Raw genomic sequence first — 15704 nt, forward strand, 5'->3', positions numbered from 1 at the left:
CTGATAAGAAGAGGCAGTGAGACACCTGCCAATGCCTCACCGCGAGACGAAGCATAGACGGTGAATATGACCGTCAGAAGTCAAAACCGAGGGTTTATACCGGGGTGCCCGGGCGCCCTCGGCCCCTGTCACACCTTCTCGAGCAGCAGGCCCTTCAGGTATTCCCCTTCCGGGAAGGCCGCCGACATCGGATGGTCGGTGCCCGCCGAGAGCCGGCGCAGGATGCGCGCGTCGCAGCGGGCATCGGTGGCCGCGCCAGCCACGATCTTCTGGAACAGCTCCATGCTGATGGCGCCCGAGCACGAGTACGTGAACAGCAGGCCGCCCGGCCGCAGCAGTTGCATGCCGACAAGGTTGATTTCCTTGTAGGCGCGCGCGGCGCGGTCGATGTGCTGCGCCGACGGGGCGAACTTGGGCGGGTCCAGCACGATCAGGTCGAACTGGCGGCCCTCGGCGCGGAACTCGCGCAGCGTCTTGAACACGTCGGCGTCGAGCCAGGTCGCCCGTTCGGCGTCGAAGCCGTTCAGCGTGACGTTGTTCGCGGCGATCTTGAGCGCCTCGCCCGACGAGTCGATCGACGTCACCGCCGTGGCGCCGCCCCGCAGCGCGGCCAGCGAGAAGCCGCCCGTGTAGCAGAAGCAGTTCAGCACCTCGCGCCCTTCGGCCAGATCGCCGACGAGCTTGCGGTTGTCGCGCTGGTCGACGTAGAAGCCCGTCTTGTGGCCGTTGCGCACGTCCACGTAGTAGCGCACGCCGTGTTCGGTCACGGACAGCTCCGGGTCCGGCTCGGCGCCAGCCAGCACGCCGGTCACCAGCGGCAGGCCCTCGCGCTGGCGCACGGCGGCGTCGGAGCGCTCGTAGACATTCGGGCAGCCGGTCTCCTTGACCAGCGCCTGCACCAGCGCCTCCTTCCACTGCTCCACGCCGGCCGAATTGAACTGGCAGACCAGCTGGCCCTTGTCGCCGCTGCCGTAATAGTCGACAACCAGCCCGGGCAGGCGGTCCGCCTCGCCGAAGATCAGCCGTACCGCGTCGGTATCGCGCACCCACTGGCGCCGATGGGCCACCGCGGCGGCCACGCGGCGCTTGAACAGCGCGTGGTCGACCGGCTCGTTCTCGTCGAACGTCCACACCCGTGCGCGGATCTGCGACTCGGGGCTGTAGGCGCCGCGTGCCAGGAAACGGCCGTCCGCGGCGCGGATGACCACCGTGGTGCCGGTCTCGCAGCGGCCTTCGGTGGAGGCGATGCCGGTGGCGTACACCCAGGGGTGGCGGCGGAGCAGGGATTTTTCCTTGCCCGGTTTTAGCGTGATGGCGTTCATGCGCTTACAGCACCACCTTCACCATCGGATGCGACGTCAGCGCGCGGTATAAATCGTCCAGCTGCTCGCGGCTGGTCACCCAGACCGTCACGGTCAGGCCCAGATAATTGCCGTTGCGCGATGGACGCATCTCCATCTTGCCGGCGTGGAAGTTCGGGTCGAAGTCCTGCACCAGGGTCACGATCGCCTCGGCAAAGCCGTCCTGCATCGCGCCCATGACCTTGATGGGGAAGTCGCTCGGGTACTCGATCAGCGAGGCCTGCGGCGGAATGCTGCCGGGCTGCTGACCATCGTTCGAATCGGTCGTCATGTTCGTGCTCTCGCGTGTGTGCGGATTACTTGCGCTTGAACCAGAGGCGGATGGTGTCCCACAGGCGGCCGAAGAAGCCGGCCTCGGGCACGTCCTCGAGCGCCACCACCGGGAACTCGCCCACCTTCGTGGTGCCGTCCATCAGCTTGACCGTGCCGACCTGCTGGCCGACCGCGATCGGGGCCAGCAGCAGTTCCTGGCGCTCCAGCACCGGCTTCAGGCGGCTGCCCGTGCCCTTGGGCACCGTGACGAAGGTCTCGTTGGACACGCCGATCTTGACCGTGCCGGCGGCGCCCTTGTAGATCTCGGGCGTGGCCAGGACCTGGCCCTTGTCGTACAGGCGCAGGGTGTCGAAGAACTGGAAGCCGTAGTTCAGGATCTTCAGGCTTTCCTGCGTGCGCACCTGCTCGCTGGTGGTGCCGATCACGATCGACACCAGGCGGCGGTTGCCGTTCGGCACGTTGGCGAGCGGGCGCTGCGCCGACGAGATCAGGCAGTAACCGGCCGACTTGGTGTGGCCCGTCTTCACGCCGTCCACGGTGGGGTCGATGTACAGCAGGCGGTTGCGGTTCGGCTGCTTGATCTTGTTATAGGTGAACTCCTTTTGCGAGTACATGCCGTAGTACTCGGGGAAGTCCTTGATCAGGCGCGTGGTCATCGTGGCCAGGTCCACCGCCGTGGTGTAGTGCTCCGGGTCGGGAATGCCGTCCGTGTTCGTGAAGTGCGTGCCCTTGAGGCCCATGCGCTGGGCCTCGCGGTTCATCATCGCCACGAAGCCTTCCTCGGAACCGCCCACGGCCTCGGCCAGCGCCAGCGCGGCGTCGTTGCCGGACTGGACGATCAGGCCCATCAGCAGGTCCTGCACGCTGACCGGCTTGTTCGGCTCGATGAACATGCGCGATTCGTCGCTTTTCACCTTCAGCACGACGTTGGTCGGCACCACGGTCTGGTCCATCGTCAGGCGCTTTTCCTTGACCGCCTGGAAGGCCAGGTAGGCCGTCATGATCTTGGTCAGCGAGGCCGGCTCGATGCGCAGGTCCGCGTTCTGCGAGGCCAGCGCCTGGCCGCTCGTCACGTCGTACAGCATCCAGGACTTGGCGGCGACCTGCGGGGTCGGCACGCCCTGCGCCAGCACGGCGGCAGGGGCGGCGAGCGCGACAGTAACGGCAATAGCGACGGGGGCAAGGGCGGACGCGAAGCGCGGCGTGGCTCTGTTCATAGGTGCGAATTCCAACGGATGAGGGTTGCGCGGACGGGACGGATCACCGGTCCCACGCGTTGACGACAAGCTGCTTGATCAGATGCAGCTTGCGATGAAAAAAATGGTCGGCGCCAGGAATGACGATGATCGGGAGTTCCTGCGGCCGGACCCAGTCCAGCACGCTGGCCAGCGGCACGGTCTCGTCCTGCTCGCCATGGATGACGATGGTGTCGGCCGGCACCGGCGCCACGTCCCAGCGGCTGGTGGCGGTTCCCACCAGCACCAGGCGCTGCGCCGGCGTGCCGGCCTCGGCCAGCCGCCGCGCCACGTGCGTCTGCACGAAGCTGCCGAACGAGAACCCGCCCAGCGCCAGCGGCAGCGTGGCGGCGTCCGGGGACCACGCGGTCTGGGTGCGCATCCAGTCCACCACGGCCAGCAGGTCGTCCTGCTCGCCGATGCCCTGGTCATGCTCGCCCGCCGAGTTGCCCACGCCGCGGAAGTTCGGCCGCACCGTGGCGTAGCCGAGGGCGACGAAGGTGCGCGCCAGCGTCTGCGCCACCTTGTTGTCCTTGGTGCCGGCGAACAGCGGGTGCGGGTGCGCCACCAGCGCCAGGCCGCGCACGGGCATGCCCTGCGGCAGGTCGATCGAGATATCGATGGCGCCGACGGGGCCGGGAATCGTGGTGACCTGGGTATGCGCGTTCATGGTGGCAGGAGCAGGAGTGAAAGCGGGACGAAGACGGGCAACAAAAAAACCGGGCAACAAAAAAACCGGGCGGACCCGGCGGGCACGGCGGAGGCGGATCAGCGGTCGAGCATCAGGCGTTCGACCGGCTTGCCGTTCACCAGATGGCTGTCGATAATCTCGTCGATGTCCTGCTCGTCGACGAAGGTGTACCAGACGGCCTCGGGGTAGACCACCAGCACGGGCCCGAGTTCACACCGGTTCAGGCAGCCGGCCTTGTTGATCCGCACGCGGCCTTCGGCGCCGGAAATGCCAAGCTGCTTGCAACGCTTCTTCGCGTATTCCTGCATCGCCTTGGCATTGTGGTCGGTGCAGCAGGCTTTGCCGTCGTCGCGCTCGTTCAGGCAAAAGAAGACGTGGTGTTGGTAGTAGCTGCTCATGCTCGGGCGCGCTCGCGGGGGCGGATGCGTCGATGGCGTTAGGGAAGCACGGAATTATACGTCGTCAGACTCCGCGTTCCGCCATGCGGGGCTGCCCGGATTTCCGGAATGGGGCGGGCGATCGGGCCCCGCTGCATCGGCCGATTTGGCTAAATGTGATGCGATATGCCCTTGCAAGGCGATCCCCACGTCGCATCGGCTTCCGGAAACCCGGAGCGGCCCGGTCCGGAATTCCGGAAAGCCGGACCCGTCGGCCGTCCGGAAAATCGAAAGTCATTCCAAATCAATGGCTTGCGGACAAGTGCCTCGGTGGCACGTCTGTTGCAAATAGTTACCTTCAGACGCGCCGCAATCCGCCAGGCGTGCATAGCGGGCGCCCCGAGCGCCCGGCACCGGTCAAAAAACACCGAGGACGACATCATGAGGAAACCCTTCTACAAGATCCTGTACGTGCAGGTGCTGTTCGCGATTGCCGTGGGCATCCTGCTGGGCCATTTCTGGCCCGACACAGGCGTGGAGATGAAGCCCCTGGGCGACGCCTTCATCAAGCTGATCAAGATGATCATCGGCCCGATCATCTTCTGTACCGTGGTGTCCGGCATCGCCGGCATGCGCGACATGAAGAAGGTAGGCCGCGTGGGCGGCAAGGCGCTGCTGTATTTCGAGATCGTCTCGACCTTCGCGCTGCTGATCGGCCTGCTGGCCTCGCACGCGCTCAAGCCGGGCGTGGGCTTCAACATCGATCCGGCCACGCTGGACACCAAGTCGATCTCGCAATACGTGTCCAAGGCCCACGGCCAGAGCACGACCGAGTTCTTCATGCACATCATCCCGGACACGGTCTTCAGCGCGTTCGCCAATGGCGACATCCTGCAGATCCTGCTGGTCTCGCTGTTCTTCGGCTCGGCCCTGGCCGTGCTGGGCGACCGCGCCAAGATCGTGCATGAGATGGTGGACCAGGTCTCGAAGGTGTTCTTCCACATCGTCCACGTGATCACCAAGGTGGCCCCGATCGGCGCGTTCGGCGCCATGGCGTTCACCATCGGCAAGTACGGCCTGGGCTCGCTGGTGCCGCTGCTGAAGCTGATCGGCACGTTCTACTTCACGGCCATCGTGTTCGTGCTGGTGGTGCTGGGTACCGTGGCCAAGTTCACGGGCTTCTCGATCATCCGCTTCGTCGCCTATATCAAGGAAGAGTTGCTGATCGTGCTGGGCACCAGCTCCTCCGAGGCCGCGCTGCCGCACCTGATGGAGAAGATGGAGCGCCTGGGCTGCTCGAAGTCGGTGGTGGGGCTGGTGGTGCCCACGGGCTACTCGTTCAACCTGGATGGCACCAATATCTATATGACGATGGCGGTGGTCTTCATCGCCCAGGCGACGGGCATCGAGCTGACGCTGCTCCAGCAGCTGACGATCCTGGCCGTGGCCATGGTGACGTCCAAGGGCGCCAGCGGCGTGACCGGCTCGGGCTTCATCACGCTGGCGGCGACGCTGGCCGTGGTGCCGACCATCCCGGTGGCCGGCATGGTGCTGATCCTCGGCATCGACCGCTTCATGAGCGAATGCCGCGCGCTGACCAACATCATCGGCAACGGCGTGGCCACCGTGGTGGTGTCCGCCTGGGAAAAGGAACTGGATCGTGCCCGCCTGAACCGCGTGCTGCGTGGCGAAGATGACACCGTCGGACTGGCCGACGCGGCCCGCTGACCTGTCCCGGCAACGGGTATCATCGGCGCGAGACCCTTCGTGCGCGCCGATGCCTCATTCCGACGATTTTCTAGCCGTACATGACCCTGCGGCGCCGGGTTCCGTGCATGCGCCCGGACCCGGCCCGCGCTGGTATGGCTTTGCCGGCGCCCTGCTGGCCGGCCTGCTGCTGCTCTGCGGGCTGACCTGGCTGCTGTCGGTGCAGCGCGGGATCTCCGCGCTGCAGCAATCCACGGCCATGCGCGCCGAGCGCTACGCCGCCACGCTCGAGTCCACCCTCGACCGCTACGAATTCCTCCCCGCGCTGGTTTCCCTGCATCCCTCGGTGCGCGGGCTGCTGGCCGCCCCCCAGGACCCCGCACGGATTGCCGCGGTCAATGACTATCTTGTCGATGTGAACCGGCGCGCGCGCGCCTCCGCCACCTATGTGATTGCCGCCAATGGCATGGCGCTGGCTGCCAGCAACCACGGCGAGCCGGGCAGCTTCGTCGGCACCGACTACCGCTTCCGGCCGTACTTCCAGCGCGCGGCGCGGGGCGAGGTGGGCCGCTTCTACGCCATCGGCATCACCAGCGACGAACCGGGCTACTACATCGCCCAGCCGATCGAGTCGGGCGGCAAGGTCATCGGCGTGACCGTGGTCAAGCTGAACCTGGAGTGGTTCCAGCGCGCCGGCGCGGGCCGGGCGGAGCCGCTGATGGTGGCCGACGACCATGGCGTGATCTTCCTCTCATCCGTGCCGGCCTGGCAGTACCGCACGCTGCGCACGCTGCCGCCCGAACTCCAGGCCGAGTTGCACAACACCCGCCAGTACCACGATCAGGCGGTCACGCCGCTGCCGCTGCTGGCGCTGGATTCGCCGGTCACGCGCTGGCTCGGCGACACCGTGCTGGGCGAGAACGCGCGGCTGGTGCGGCTGGGCGCCGATGGCGAGGCCGGCAGCCCGGCCGGCGGCATCGGGCTCACCGCCGACCGGGGCGACCGCTATCTGGAGATCAGCCGCGATGTCGGTCCGGCCGGCTGGACCATGCAGGTCATGGCGCCGCTGGACCCGGTGCTGGCCAGCGCGCGCGGCGCCACCGTGGGCGCGGCGCTGGCCTACGCCTGCGTCGGCCTGCTGCTGGTGAACCTGCGCCAGCGCCGCCAGCGCGCGCGCGACATGCAATACAGCCGCCGCATGCTCGAAGCGGCCTATGACGAACTCGAACGCCGCGTGGAGGCCCGCACGGCCGACCTGATGGCGATCAACGAACAGCTCGAAGCCGAGGTGGCCGAGCGTACCCGCGCCGAAGGCGAGCTGCGCGCCACGCAGGACGAACTCGTGCAGGCCAGCAAGCTCGCCGCGCTGGGGCAGATGGCCGCCGGCATCACGCACGAGCTGAACCAGCCGCTGGCCGCGCTGCGCACGTTCTCGGACAACACCCGCGTGCTGCTGGAGCGCGGCCAGCTGGACGCCGCCACCGGCAACCTCGGCGCCATCGCCGATCTCACCACCCGCATGGGCAAGATCACCGGCCAGCTCAAGCTGTTCGCCGGCAAGGCGCGGCCCCGGCGCCACGCCGTGCGCGTGCGCGCGGCCATCGACCACGTGCTGCAACTGATGGCGCCGCGCCTGGCCGGCGTGGGGCTGACCGTGCGCGGGCTGGAGGGCGATGAGACCGAAGGGGCCGACGGCGCCGAGATCGCCGTCTGGGCGGACGAACTGAAGCTGGAGCAGGTGCTGCTGAACCTCGTCGGCAATGCGCTGGACGCGATTGCCGGCGAGGGACCGGAAGCGCGGCAGGCCGGCCACATCGACATTACGGTGTACGTCGCCCCCGAGGCGGTGAGCGTGTCCGTGCGCGACAATGGCCCCGGCATTGCGCCCGATGTGCTGCCGCGCCTGTTCGAGCCGTTCTTCACCACCAAGGAGATCGGCCAGGGGCTCGGGCTGGGGCTGGCGATTTCCTCGTCGATCGTGCGCGAGTTCGGCGGCCAGCTGGCGGCGCAGAACGCGGATGGCGGCGGCGCTGAATTCGTGGTGACTTTGCGGCGGGCGTACCAGCCCGCCACCACTGCCTGAGAAGGCAAGCAGGAATAAGGGATGGCGATGCAAGACGGATTGCGCGTGCTGTTTGTGGAGGATGAGCCGCTGGTGCGGCAGGCCACGGCGCAGAGCCTGGAACTGGCCGGGTTCGCGGTACTGGCGCTGCCCTCGGCGGAGGCGGCCATGCCGCACCTCAGCGCCGACTTTCCCGGCGTGCTGGTGACCGATGTGCGGCTGGGCGGCGCGAGCGGGCTCGACCTGCTGCACCACTGCCGCAACGCCGCGCCCGGCGTGCCGGTGATCCTCGTCACCGGCCACGGCGACATCACGATGGCCGTGCAGGCCATGCGCGAGGGCGCCTACGACTTCATCGAGAAGCCGTTCGGGGCCGACCGCCTGACCGACACCGTGCGCCGCGCCCTCGAGCGCCGCGCGCTGGAACTGGAGAACGTGGCGCTGCGCCGCCAGCTGGCGGGCCCGGCGGCGGGCACGCGCATCATCGGCCGCTCGGCGGCGATGGCGCGCGTGCGCGACCTGATCGCCAACGTGGCGCCCACCGATGTGCCGGTGATGATCAACGGCGAAACCGGCACCGGCAAGGAACTGGTGGCGCGCAGCCTCCACGCGCTGTCCACCCGGCGCGACGCGCCCTTCATCGCCCTGAATTGCGGCGCGGTGCCCGAGGCGATCTTCGAGAGCGAGATGTTCGGCCACGAGGCCGGCGCCTTCACCGGCGCGGGCAAGCGCCGCGTGGGCAAGCTGGAGCATGCGTCGGGCGGCACGCTGTTCCTGGACGAGATCGAGAGCATGCCGCTGGCGCTCCAGGTGAAGCTGCTGCGGGTGTTGCAGGAGGGCACGCTGGAGCGGCTGGGTTCGAACACCTCGGTGCCGATCGACGTGCGCATCGTGGCGGCGGCCAAGGGCGACATGGAGGGGCTGGTAGCGCAGGGCGCCTTCCGCCAGGATCTGCTCTACCGGCTCAACGTGGTGACGATTCCGCTGCCGCCGCTGCGCGACCGCCGCGAGGACATCGTGCCGCTGTTCGAGCACTTCATGCTGGTGGCGGCCGTGCGCTACCAGCGCCCCGCGCCGATCCTCTCGGAGATGCAGCGCCAGTCACTGATGCAGCGCCCGTGGCCCGGCAATGTGCGCGAGTTGCGCAACGCGGCGGACCGGCTGGTGCTGGGCGTGCCCGAAGGCGTGAGCGGCAAGCCGGACGTCGCGGACGACTCCGCACCGCTGCGCGAGCGCATGGAGCACTACGAGCGCGCCGTGATCGCCGATACGCTCGCGCGCACCGGCGGCGCGGTGAGCCAGGCGGCGGATCTGCTGCAGGTCGGCAAGGCCACGTTGTACGACAAGATCAAGCGCTACGGACTGTAACGGGCTTGGTACACTCGGGGCCCTTCGCCTCGTGCGCCCCTGTGATTGCTGATCCGCCCCATGTCCGAAGTCACCCGCTCCGCCTTGCCTGCCGCCGACATCGACGGCCATCACCTTACCGCGCCCGCCGTTGTCGACGTGGCGCGTGGCCGCCGCCCCGGTCGAGTGCCGGGCGCCGTGCTCGACAAGGTGGGCGAAGCCCGCGCGCGCTTCGAGCAGGTAGCGTCGGCCAATGTGCCGATCTATGGCGTCTCCACCGGCTTCGGCGAGCTGGTCCATAACTGGGTCGATATCGAGCACGGCCGCGCGCTGCAGGAAAACCTGCTGCGCAGCCACTGCGCCGGCGTCGGTCCGCTGTTCTCGCGCGACGAAGTGCGGGCGATGATGGTGGCGCGCGCCAACGCGCTCTCGCGCGGCTACTCGGCCGTGCGCCCGCTGGTCATCGAACAACTGCTGAAGTATCTGGACGCCGGCATCACGCCGGCCGTGCCGCAGGTGGGCTCGCTCGGCGCCAGCGGCGACCTCGCGCCGCTCTCGCACGTGGCGATCACGCTGATCGGCGAAGGCAAGGTCCTGACCGCCGATGGCGGCACCGCGCCCACTGCCGAGGTGCTGCGCGAGCATGGCATCGCCCCGATCGCGCTGGCCTACAAGGAAGGGCTGGCGCTGATCAACGGCACCTCGGCCATGACCGGCGTGTCCTGCCTGCTGCTGGAGACGCTGCGCGCCCAGATCACGCAGGCCGAGATCATCGCCGCGCTGGCGCTGGAGGGCTTGTCCGCTTCCGCCGATGCCTTCATGGCCCACGGCCACGACATCGCCAAGCCGCACCCGGGCCAGATCCGCTCCGCCACCAATATGCGCGCGCTGCTGGCCGATTCCGACCGGCTGGCCGGTCATGGCGAGCTGTCCGCCGAGATGAAGACGCGCGCCGGCGACGAGAAGAACACCGGCACCGGCGTCTTTATCCAGAAGGCCTACACGCTGCGCTGCATCCCGCAGGTGCTCGGCGCCGTGCGTGACACGTTGGACCATTGCGCCACGGTGGTCGAGCGTGAACTCAATTCGTCGAACGACAACCCGCTGTTTTTCGATGATGGCGCGCTGTTCCACGGCGGCAACTTCCACGGCCAGCAGGTGGCGTTCGCGATGGACTTCCTCGCCATCGCCGCGACGCAGCTGGGCGTGGTGTCCGAGCGCCGCCTGAACCGGCTGCTGAGCCCGCACCTGAACAACCGCCTGCCGGCCTTCCTGGCGGCCGCCAACGAGGGGCTGTCGTGCGGGTTTGCCGGCGCGCAGTACCCGGCGACGGCGCTGATCGCCGAGAACCGGACGATCTGCAGCCCGGCCAGCATCCAGAGCGTGCCGTCCAATGGCGACAACCAGGACGTGGTGAGCATGGGGCTGATCGCGGCCCGCAACGCGCGCCGCATCCTCGATAACAACCAGTACATCCTCGCCATCGAGTTGCTGGCCGCGTGCCAGGCCGCCGAACTGGCCGGCGCTGTGGAGCAACTGGCGCCGGCGGGCCGCGCCGTGTTCCACTTCGTGCGGACACGCGTGCCGTTCCTGGCGATGGATCGCTATATGACCGATGACATCGAGGCCGTGGCCGCGCTGCTGCGCGACGGCGCCTTGCTGGATGTGGTGCGGCAGGCCGGCATCGAACTCGTCTGATCCCGGCCGGCTACTTCCACATATCGCGCATGCGGCTGGCCAGGTCTACCTGGGGCAGGGGGGCCTTGGTCGGCGCGTCGCCGGGCATCGGCGGGGGCGGCCAGGACCGGCTGTAGAAGTTCGGCATCACCCGGTTCGGCAGGAAGCGCGTGCGCGACGCGTAGACGTGGCGGTCGCCAAATCCCACCTGCTGATGAACGTAGAAGCGCTGCGGCACCACGATGTCGAGGTGGTCCTTGGCGCGCGTCATCGCCACGTAGAGCAGCCGGCGTTCTTCCTCGATTTCTTCCGTGGTGCCCGTGGCGAGGTCGGACGGCATGCAGCCATCCACCGCATTGAGCACGTAGACCGCCTTCCACTCCTGGCCCTTGGCCGAATGGATCGTGGACAGGATCAGGTAGTCCTCGTCGCGCGACGGCACGCCGGATTCATCGCTGGACGCGCTCGGCGGATCGAGCGTCAGCTCGGTCAGGAAGCGCTCGCGCGAGGCATAGGTGGCCGCAATCCGCTCGATCTGCTGGAGATCGGCCTGCCGCGCGGCGGCATCGTCGTGAATCCGCTCCAGATGGGGCAGGTACCACGCCACCACCTGCTCGAACTCCGACGGCCACGGCGAGGTGGGCGCCATCAGCCCGCGCGCCAGCGCGATCAGTTCGGCCCAGGCCGGCGCGGCGGCGGGCGGCGGCTCGAAGGCCTCCAGCGCCAGCAGTGGCTCGGTGGCCGCTTCCAGCCCCTCCAGCACGCGCGCGGCGGTTTTCGGGCCCACGCCGGGCAGCAACTGCAGGGTGCGGAAGCCGGCCATGCGGTCGCGCGGATTCTCCAGCCATCGCACCACGGCCATCACGTCCTTGACGTGGGTCGATTCCAGGAATTTCAGGCCGCCGAACTTCACGAACGGGATGTTGCGGCGGGCCAGTTCGATCTCGACCTGCGCGCTGTGGTCGGCCGCGCGGAACAGCACGGCCTGCGCCATCAGCGTCAGCCCGGCCTCGCGCCGCGCCAGCACCTGCTCCACCACGTAGCGCGCCTGATCGGCTTCATCGTTGACCACCACCACGCCCGGCTTCTCGGCCGACTCGCGCAGCGACCACAAATCCTTGGTGAACCGCTCTGCGGCCAGCCCGATCACAGCGTTGGCGGCGGCCAGGATCGGCTGGGTGGAGCGATAGTTCTGCGCCAGCGTCACCTGATGCGCGGGCGGCGAGAAATGCTGCGGAAAATCGAGGATGTTGCGGACGGTGGCGCCCCGGAACGCGTAGATCGACTGGGCGTCGTCGCCGACCACGGTCAGGCCGCGCCCGTCCGGCTTCAGCGCGAGCAGGATCGACGCCTGCAAGGCATTGGTGTCCTGGTATTCATCCACCAGCACGTGGTCGAAGCGCGCGCCCATGTCCTGCGCCAGCGACGGCTCGATCAGCGCCTGCGCCCAGTAGAGCAGCAGGTCGTCGTAGTCGAGCACCTGCTGCTTCTGCTTGGCGGCCACGTAGCCGGCGAACAGGGCCTTGAGCGCGTCCGCCCACATCGCATAGCGGGGAAATTGCGTCTTGAGAATCACTTCCAGCGGGAGCTGGGTGTTGACCACGCGCGAATAGATCGCGAGGCAGGTTTCCTTGCGCGGGAAGCGCGAGGTCTGCTCGGAGAGGCCGAGGTCGTGCCGCACCACGTGCATCAGGTCGGCCGAATCGCTCCGGTCGCTGATGGTGAAGGTGGGCGCCAGGCCCAGCGTTTCAGCGTACTCGCGCAGCAGCCGGGCGCCGATGGCGTGGAAGGTGCCCGACCATTGCAGCGCGGCCCGGCCCGCCCCGGTACTGGTGCCCAGCGCCTGATCGACGATGCGCTCCACACGGCGACCCATCTCGGCGGCAGCCCGGCGCGAGAACGTGAGCAGCAGGATGCGACGCGGATCAGCCCCGCCCAGCACGAGGTGCGCCACGCGATGCGCCAGCGTATTGGTCTTGCCCGAGCCGGCGCCGGCAATGATCAGCAGCGGCGCATCCCCGGCATGCGACGCCGCCGCACGCTGCTCCGGGTTCAGGCGGGTCAGGTAGGCGGGGACGTCAGCAGGGACGTCGGGGGCGTCGGCTTCGAGAACAGGATCCGGGGACACGGGCAGGGGCAGGGGCGGCTGAGAAAATTCTGGCGCTCACTGTATATCCATACAGCTTTGGGAGGCAAGCGGGTCGTGAGGGCCCCACAACACAAGAGTGCGGTGCTGGGCGCAATTCGCCGGCGCCCTGGGGAATCAGCCCTTGATCGCCTTGCGTTGCCGCTTGAATGCCTTCAGATCCGCTACGGAAAATAACTGGCTACGGCCGACCGTTGCATGCGAAGTCAGCTTCCCATCGCGCACGAAGCGGCGGAAGGTGGCCATCGAGATCTCAAGATATTCCGCCGCTTCGGCTGCCGTGAAGTCGTCCTCTGCCAGGTGGCCGAAGACCTCCTCGTGGCTCAGATTCTCGTCGCGGAACGCACGTTGACCGACCATGGCGAAAAACTTCAGCCGCTCCTGCGCAGGCATCTCGCCAAGATGCCTCATCAGTTCTTCTGCGGTTGCAATATTCACGATTTCCTCTCTGCTTTCAGATACATCTTCAACTCGGCGTAGAAATTCTCGTGCGAGCCCACTTGGTAAAAATCAATCAGCAACAGTTCAATGTCGATGCCGGCAGCTTTCTGCGCTTCAGTGGGCGGCCGGTAGGCCATCAAGTATTCCTGGCGGTTGAACTTGAACTTATGGACCCAGATCCCCGCCAGATCCGCCACTTTCGCTTGGCCGACTTCCGGGTTGTTGCAAACGACTTCCACTTCATCCTCGATGGTCAGTTGAAGTGGCCTATGCGCCTTTTTTACAAACTGGCTGAAAGGCTTCGTGTAGTTCGGCGTCATGACCCTTTATTTGATCAGAATTGATTCTATAACGAATCAACCATGGTTGGTGACCGCCCGCGGCGGCGAGGGCATCAGCTTGACCAAACTGGAGTGAATCCGACTTGAGCGGGCGCAGCCGATCGCAAAAAAAGAAAGGCACCCACATGGGGTGCCTTCTGTCAGTCAGCGATGTCCGCCGACGGCGGACGTTTGGGCGCTTCAGGCCGCGCTGGCCAGCGCGCCGTCGAGCAGCTTGTGGAGCGACTCCCATTCGGGCTCGCCGACGTAGCGCTTGAGAATCTTCCCGTTCTTGTCGACCACGAAGGTCGTCGGGGTGAGTTGCACGTCACCGAAGGCCTTGGCGGCCGTGCCGTCGGAGTCCATTGCCACCTTGAACGGCAGGTCGCGGGTCTTGGCGAAGTTGGCGACGTACATCGGCGGGTCGTAGTTCATCGCCACGGCCACGAAGTCCAGGCCCTTGTCCTTGAACTGCTGGTAGGTCTTGATCATGTCGGGCATTTCCTTGACGCACGTGGTGCAGCTCGTGGCCCAGAAGTTGATCAGGTAGACCTTGCCCTTGAGGTCGGCCGTGCTGACCTTTTCGCCCGAGAGCAGCGTGAAGGTGGCGGCGGGTACGGTGCTGGCCGGCGCCAGCGCGCGGAAGCCGAAAAAGCCGAGCACGGCGAGGATGACCACGGCGACGGCGATCGGCACGATCGGGCGGCGCTTCGGTGCGGTGGAGACGGTGGAGTCAGACATGGGAGGCAGTCCCGTGAGATGGATCGGCGGAAAATCGTCGAAGAACGTCGCTATTCTACTTCCGGGCGATCTTGGCGCGCGCGGTGTCCAGCGCCTGCTCCAGGTAGGCGCCGTAGAAATCGCCCTGCAAGCCCAGCAGCGCGTTGGCCACGGGCTGGCCGTTGGCGTCGAGGAACAGCACGGTCGGTGCCACGGACACGTTGTGAGCACGCGCCCACTTCTTGGCGGTGGTCATGGTGCCGTCGATGTCGCGCATCGGCGTGTCGGCGGTCATGTCCACTTCCCGCGCGGCGATCTCGCCGGCGGCGGCCTGCGGCGCGAGGTAGTTGCGGCGCACCGTCTCGCAGTAGCTGCAGCCGGGCAGGCTGACCAGCACCACCAGCGGCTCGCCGGACTTGGCGGCGGCGGCGGTCTGGGCGGCCACGTCGGTCACGGCAGGCAGGTGGCCCGCCGCGTTGGCGGCGCCGCTGGCCAGCAGCAGGGCCGCGAGCCAGGGCAGGGCACGAAGGGTGGACAGGCGTGGACGCATAGAAGACGGGGCCAAACTCGGGGCGAAACTCGCAGAAAATCGATGCGGCGACGAGCGGTCGCGCGCGGCTTCCCGGATAATACCGGCTTGCGCCAGCGGGCGTGCGAGTGGTCAAAGACGCACCCGTCAGCCCCGTCGCCTGATAAGAATGTTCTCCATGCTCCGCCAACCCCGCCGACCGCTCCGTTCGCTTCCCCACGCCATCCTGCCGTCCCTTGTCCTCGCGCTGCTGGCGGCGCTGGCCGGCTGCTCGCCGCGCTATGACTGGCGCACCATCCAGTCCGACGACGGCCAGTACGCTGCGCTCTATCCCGGCAAGCCGACCAGCGCCGCGCGCGACGTAGCGATTGCCGGGCGCAAGCTGCCGATGACGATGGAAGCGTCCCGCATCGACGACACACTGTTCGCCGTGGGCGTGGTCACGCTGCCCGCCGACGACGCCGCGCTGCGCCGCGAGGCGCTGGCGTCGATGCAGGCCGGCCTCGTGGCCAACCTCGGCGCCCATCCCGAGGCCCCGGCGCGCACGCGCGCGATCACGGTGACGTCGGCCGCCAAGCCGCCCGTGGCGCTGGAGGGCGTGGAGCTGACCGTAACCGGCGTCTCGCCGCAGGACAAATCGCCGCGCCGGCTTACCGCGCGGCTGGTGGCGTCCGGCACGCGCGCGTATCAGGCCGTCGTGCTCGAGTCGGGCGACGCCGCCCGTGACGCGCGGCAGGCCGAGCAGGTGGAGCAGTTCCTGACCGGATTCCATCCGTTCTGACCGATTTCTGTGAGTTGACTGACGTTCCAAGGAGAAC

General features: G+C 67.6%; 15 protein-coding genes. 5 read left to right on the forward strand and 10 right to left on the reverse strand.

Annotated elements, in window-relative coordinates; all coding sequences use genetic code 11:
- Positions 1-128: 128 nt before the first annotated feature.
- The 5 genes from BM115_RS05775 to BM115_RS05795 all read right to left on the reverse strand — a co-directional run bounded on the left by BM115_RS05775 (position 129) and on the right by BM115_RS05795 (position 3958).
- Positions 129-1322: a class I SAM-dependent rRNA methyltransferase gene (locus tag BM115_RS05775; protein WP_092291555.1), complete on the reverse strand. Its 1194-nt coding sequence runs from the start codon at positions 1320-1322 to the stop codon at positions 129-131.
- 4 nt (positions 1323-1326) lie between these two features.
- The gene (locus BM115_RS05780; RefSeq protein ID WP_092291557.1) at positions 1327-1632 is read right to left on the reverse strand and encodes a YbeD family protein; all 306 of its coding nucleotides are present in this window, start codon (positions 1630-1632) and stop codon (positions 1327-1329) included.
- A 25-nt stretch (positions 1633-1657) separates the two neighbouring features.
- Complete coding sequence (locus tag BM115_RS05785; RefSeq protein ID WP_092291560.1) at positions 1658-2851, reverse strand: D-alanyl-D-alanine carboxypeptidase family protein; 1194 nt, start codon at positions 2849-2851, stop codon at positions 1658-1660.
- 43 nt (positions 2852-2894) lie between these two features.
- Positions 2895-3539 carry an alpha/beta hydrolase gene (locus BM115_RS05790; protein WP_092291562.1) on the reverse strand — a complete coding sequence of 215 codons (645 nt, stop codon included), beginning with the start codon at positions 3537-3539 and terminating at the stop codon, positions 2895-2897.
- Between the two features lie 98 nt (positions 3540-3637).
- Entirely contained in the window at positions 3638-3958 is a 321-nt protein-coding gene (locus tag BM115_RS05795; protein ID WP_092291564.1) for a (2Fe-2S) ferredoxin domain-containing protein, read from the reverse strand.
- 420 nt (positions 3959-4378) lie between these two features.
- Here BM115_RS05795 and BM115_RS05800 point away from each other — a divergent pair, with 420 nt between their 5' ends.
- The 4 genes from BM115_RS05800 to cmdF are packed head-to-tail and all read left to right on the forward strand — an operon-like array spanning position 4379 to position 10751.
- Complete coding sequence (locus BM115_RS05800; protein ID WP_092291566.1) at positions 4379-5665, forward strand: dicarboxylate/amino acid:cation symporter; 1287 nt, start codon at positions 4379-4381, stop codon at positions 5663-5665.
- A 49-nt stretch (positions 5666-5714) separates the two neighbouring features.
- Positions 5715-7727: a sensor histidine kinase gene (locus BM115_RS05805; RefSeq protein WP_092291568.1), complete on the forward strand. Its 2013-nt coding sequence runs from the start codon at positions 5715-5717 to the stop codon at positions 7725-7727.
- Positions 7728-7754: 27 nt separating this feature from the next.
- Positions 7755-9074 carry a sigma-54-dependent transcriptional regulator gene (locus BM115_RS05810; protein WP_092292109.1) on the forward strand — a complete coding sequence of 440 codons (1320 nt, stop codon included), beginning with the start codon at positions 7755-7757 and terminating at the stop codon, positions 9072-9074.
- Positions 9075-9134: 60 nt separating this feature from the next.
- Positions 9135-10751, forward strand: coding sequence for a tyrosine 2,3-aminomutase (gene cmdF, locus BM115_RS05815; RefSeq protein ID WP_092291570.1), 1617 nt, complete (start codon positions 9135-9137; stop codon positions 10749-10751).
- A gap of 10 nt (positions 10752-10761) precedes the next feature.
- Here the strand turns inward: cmdF and BM115_RS05820 are convergent, their stop codons facing one another.
- The 5 genes from BM115_RS05820 to BM115_RS05840 all read right to left on the reverse strand — a co-directional run bounded on the left by BM115_RS05820 (position 10762) and on the right by BM115_RS05840 (position 14907).
- Complete coding sequence (locus BM115_RS05820) at positions 10762-12858, reverse strand: ATP-dependent helicase (protein WP_177219857.1); 2097 nt, start codon at positions 12856-12858, stop codon at positions 10762-10764.
- Between the two features lie 135 nt (positions 12859-12993).
- A complete protein-coding gene (locus BM115_RS05825; protein WP_092291574.1) occupies positions 12994-13314 on the reverse strand; it encodes a helix-turn-helix domain-containing protein in 321 nt (106 codons plus the stop codon).
- Positions 13311-13637 carry a type II toxin-antitoxin system RelE/ParE family toxin gene (locus tag BM115_RS05830; RefSeq protein WP_092291576.1) on the reverse strand — a complete coding sequence of 109 codons (327 nt, stop codon included), beginning with the start codon at positions 13635-13637 and terminating at the stop codon, positions 13311-13313. The genes BM115_RS05825 and BM115_RS05830 overlap by 4 nt, the downstream gene beginning before the upstream one ends.
- 201 nt (positions 13638-13838) lie before the next feature.
- A complete protein-coding gene (locus tag BM115_RS05835) occupies positions 13839-14378 on the reverse strand; it encodes a TlpA disulfide reductase family protein (RefSeq protein WP_092291578.1) in 540 nt (179 codons plus the stop codon).
- A gap of 55 nt (positions 14379-14433) precedes the next feature.
- Entirely contained in the window at positions 14434-14907 is a 474-nt protein-coding gene (locus BM115_RS05840) for a thioredoxin fold domain-containing protein (protein ID WP_092291580.1), read from the reverse strand.
- Positions 14908-15064: 157 nt separating this feature from the next.
- On the opposite strand from BM115_RS05840, the gene BM115_RS05845 reads away from it, so the two are divergent.
- Positions 15065-15667: a hypothetical protein gene (locus tag BM115_RS05845; RefSeq protein WP_092292111.1), complete on the forward strand. Its 603-nt coding sequence runs from the start codon at positions 15065-15067 to the stop codon at positions 15665-15667.
- The last annotated feature ends 37 nt before the right edge of the window (positions 15668-15704 follow it).

This window comes from Cupriavidus sp. OV096 (assembly GCF_900115455.1).
Taxonomy (GTDB): domain Bacteria; phylum Pseudomonadota; class Gammaproteobacteria; order Burkholderiales; family Burkholderiaceae; genus Cupriavidus.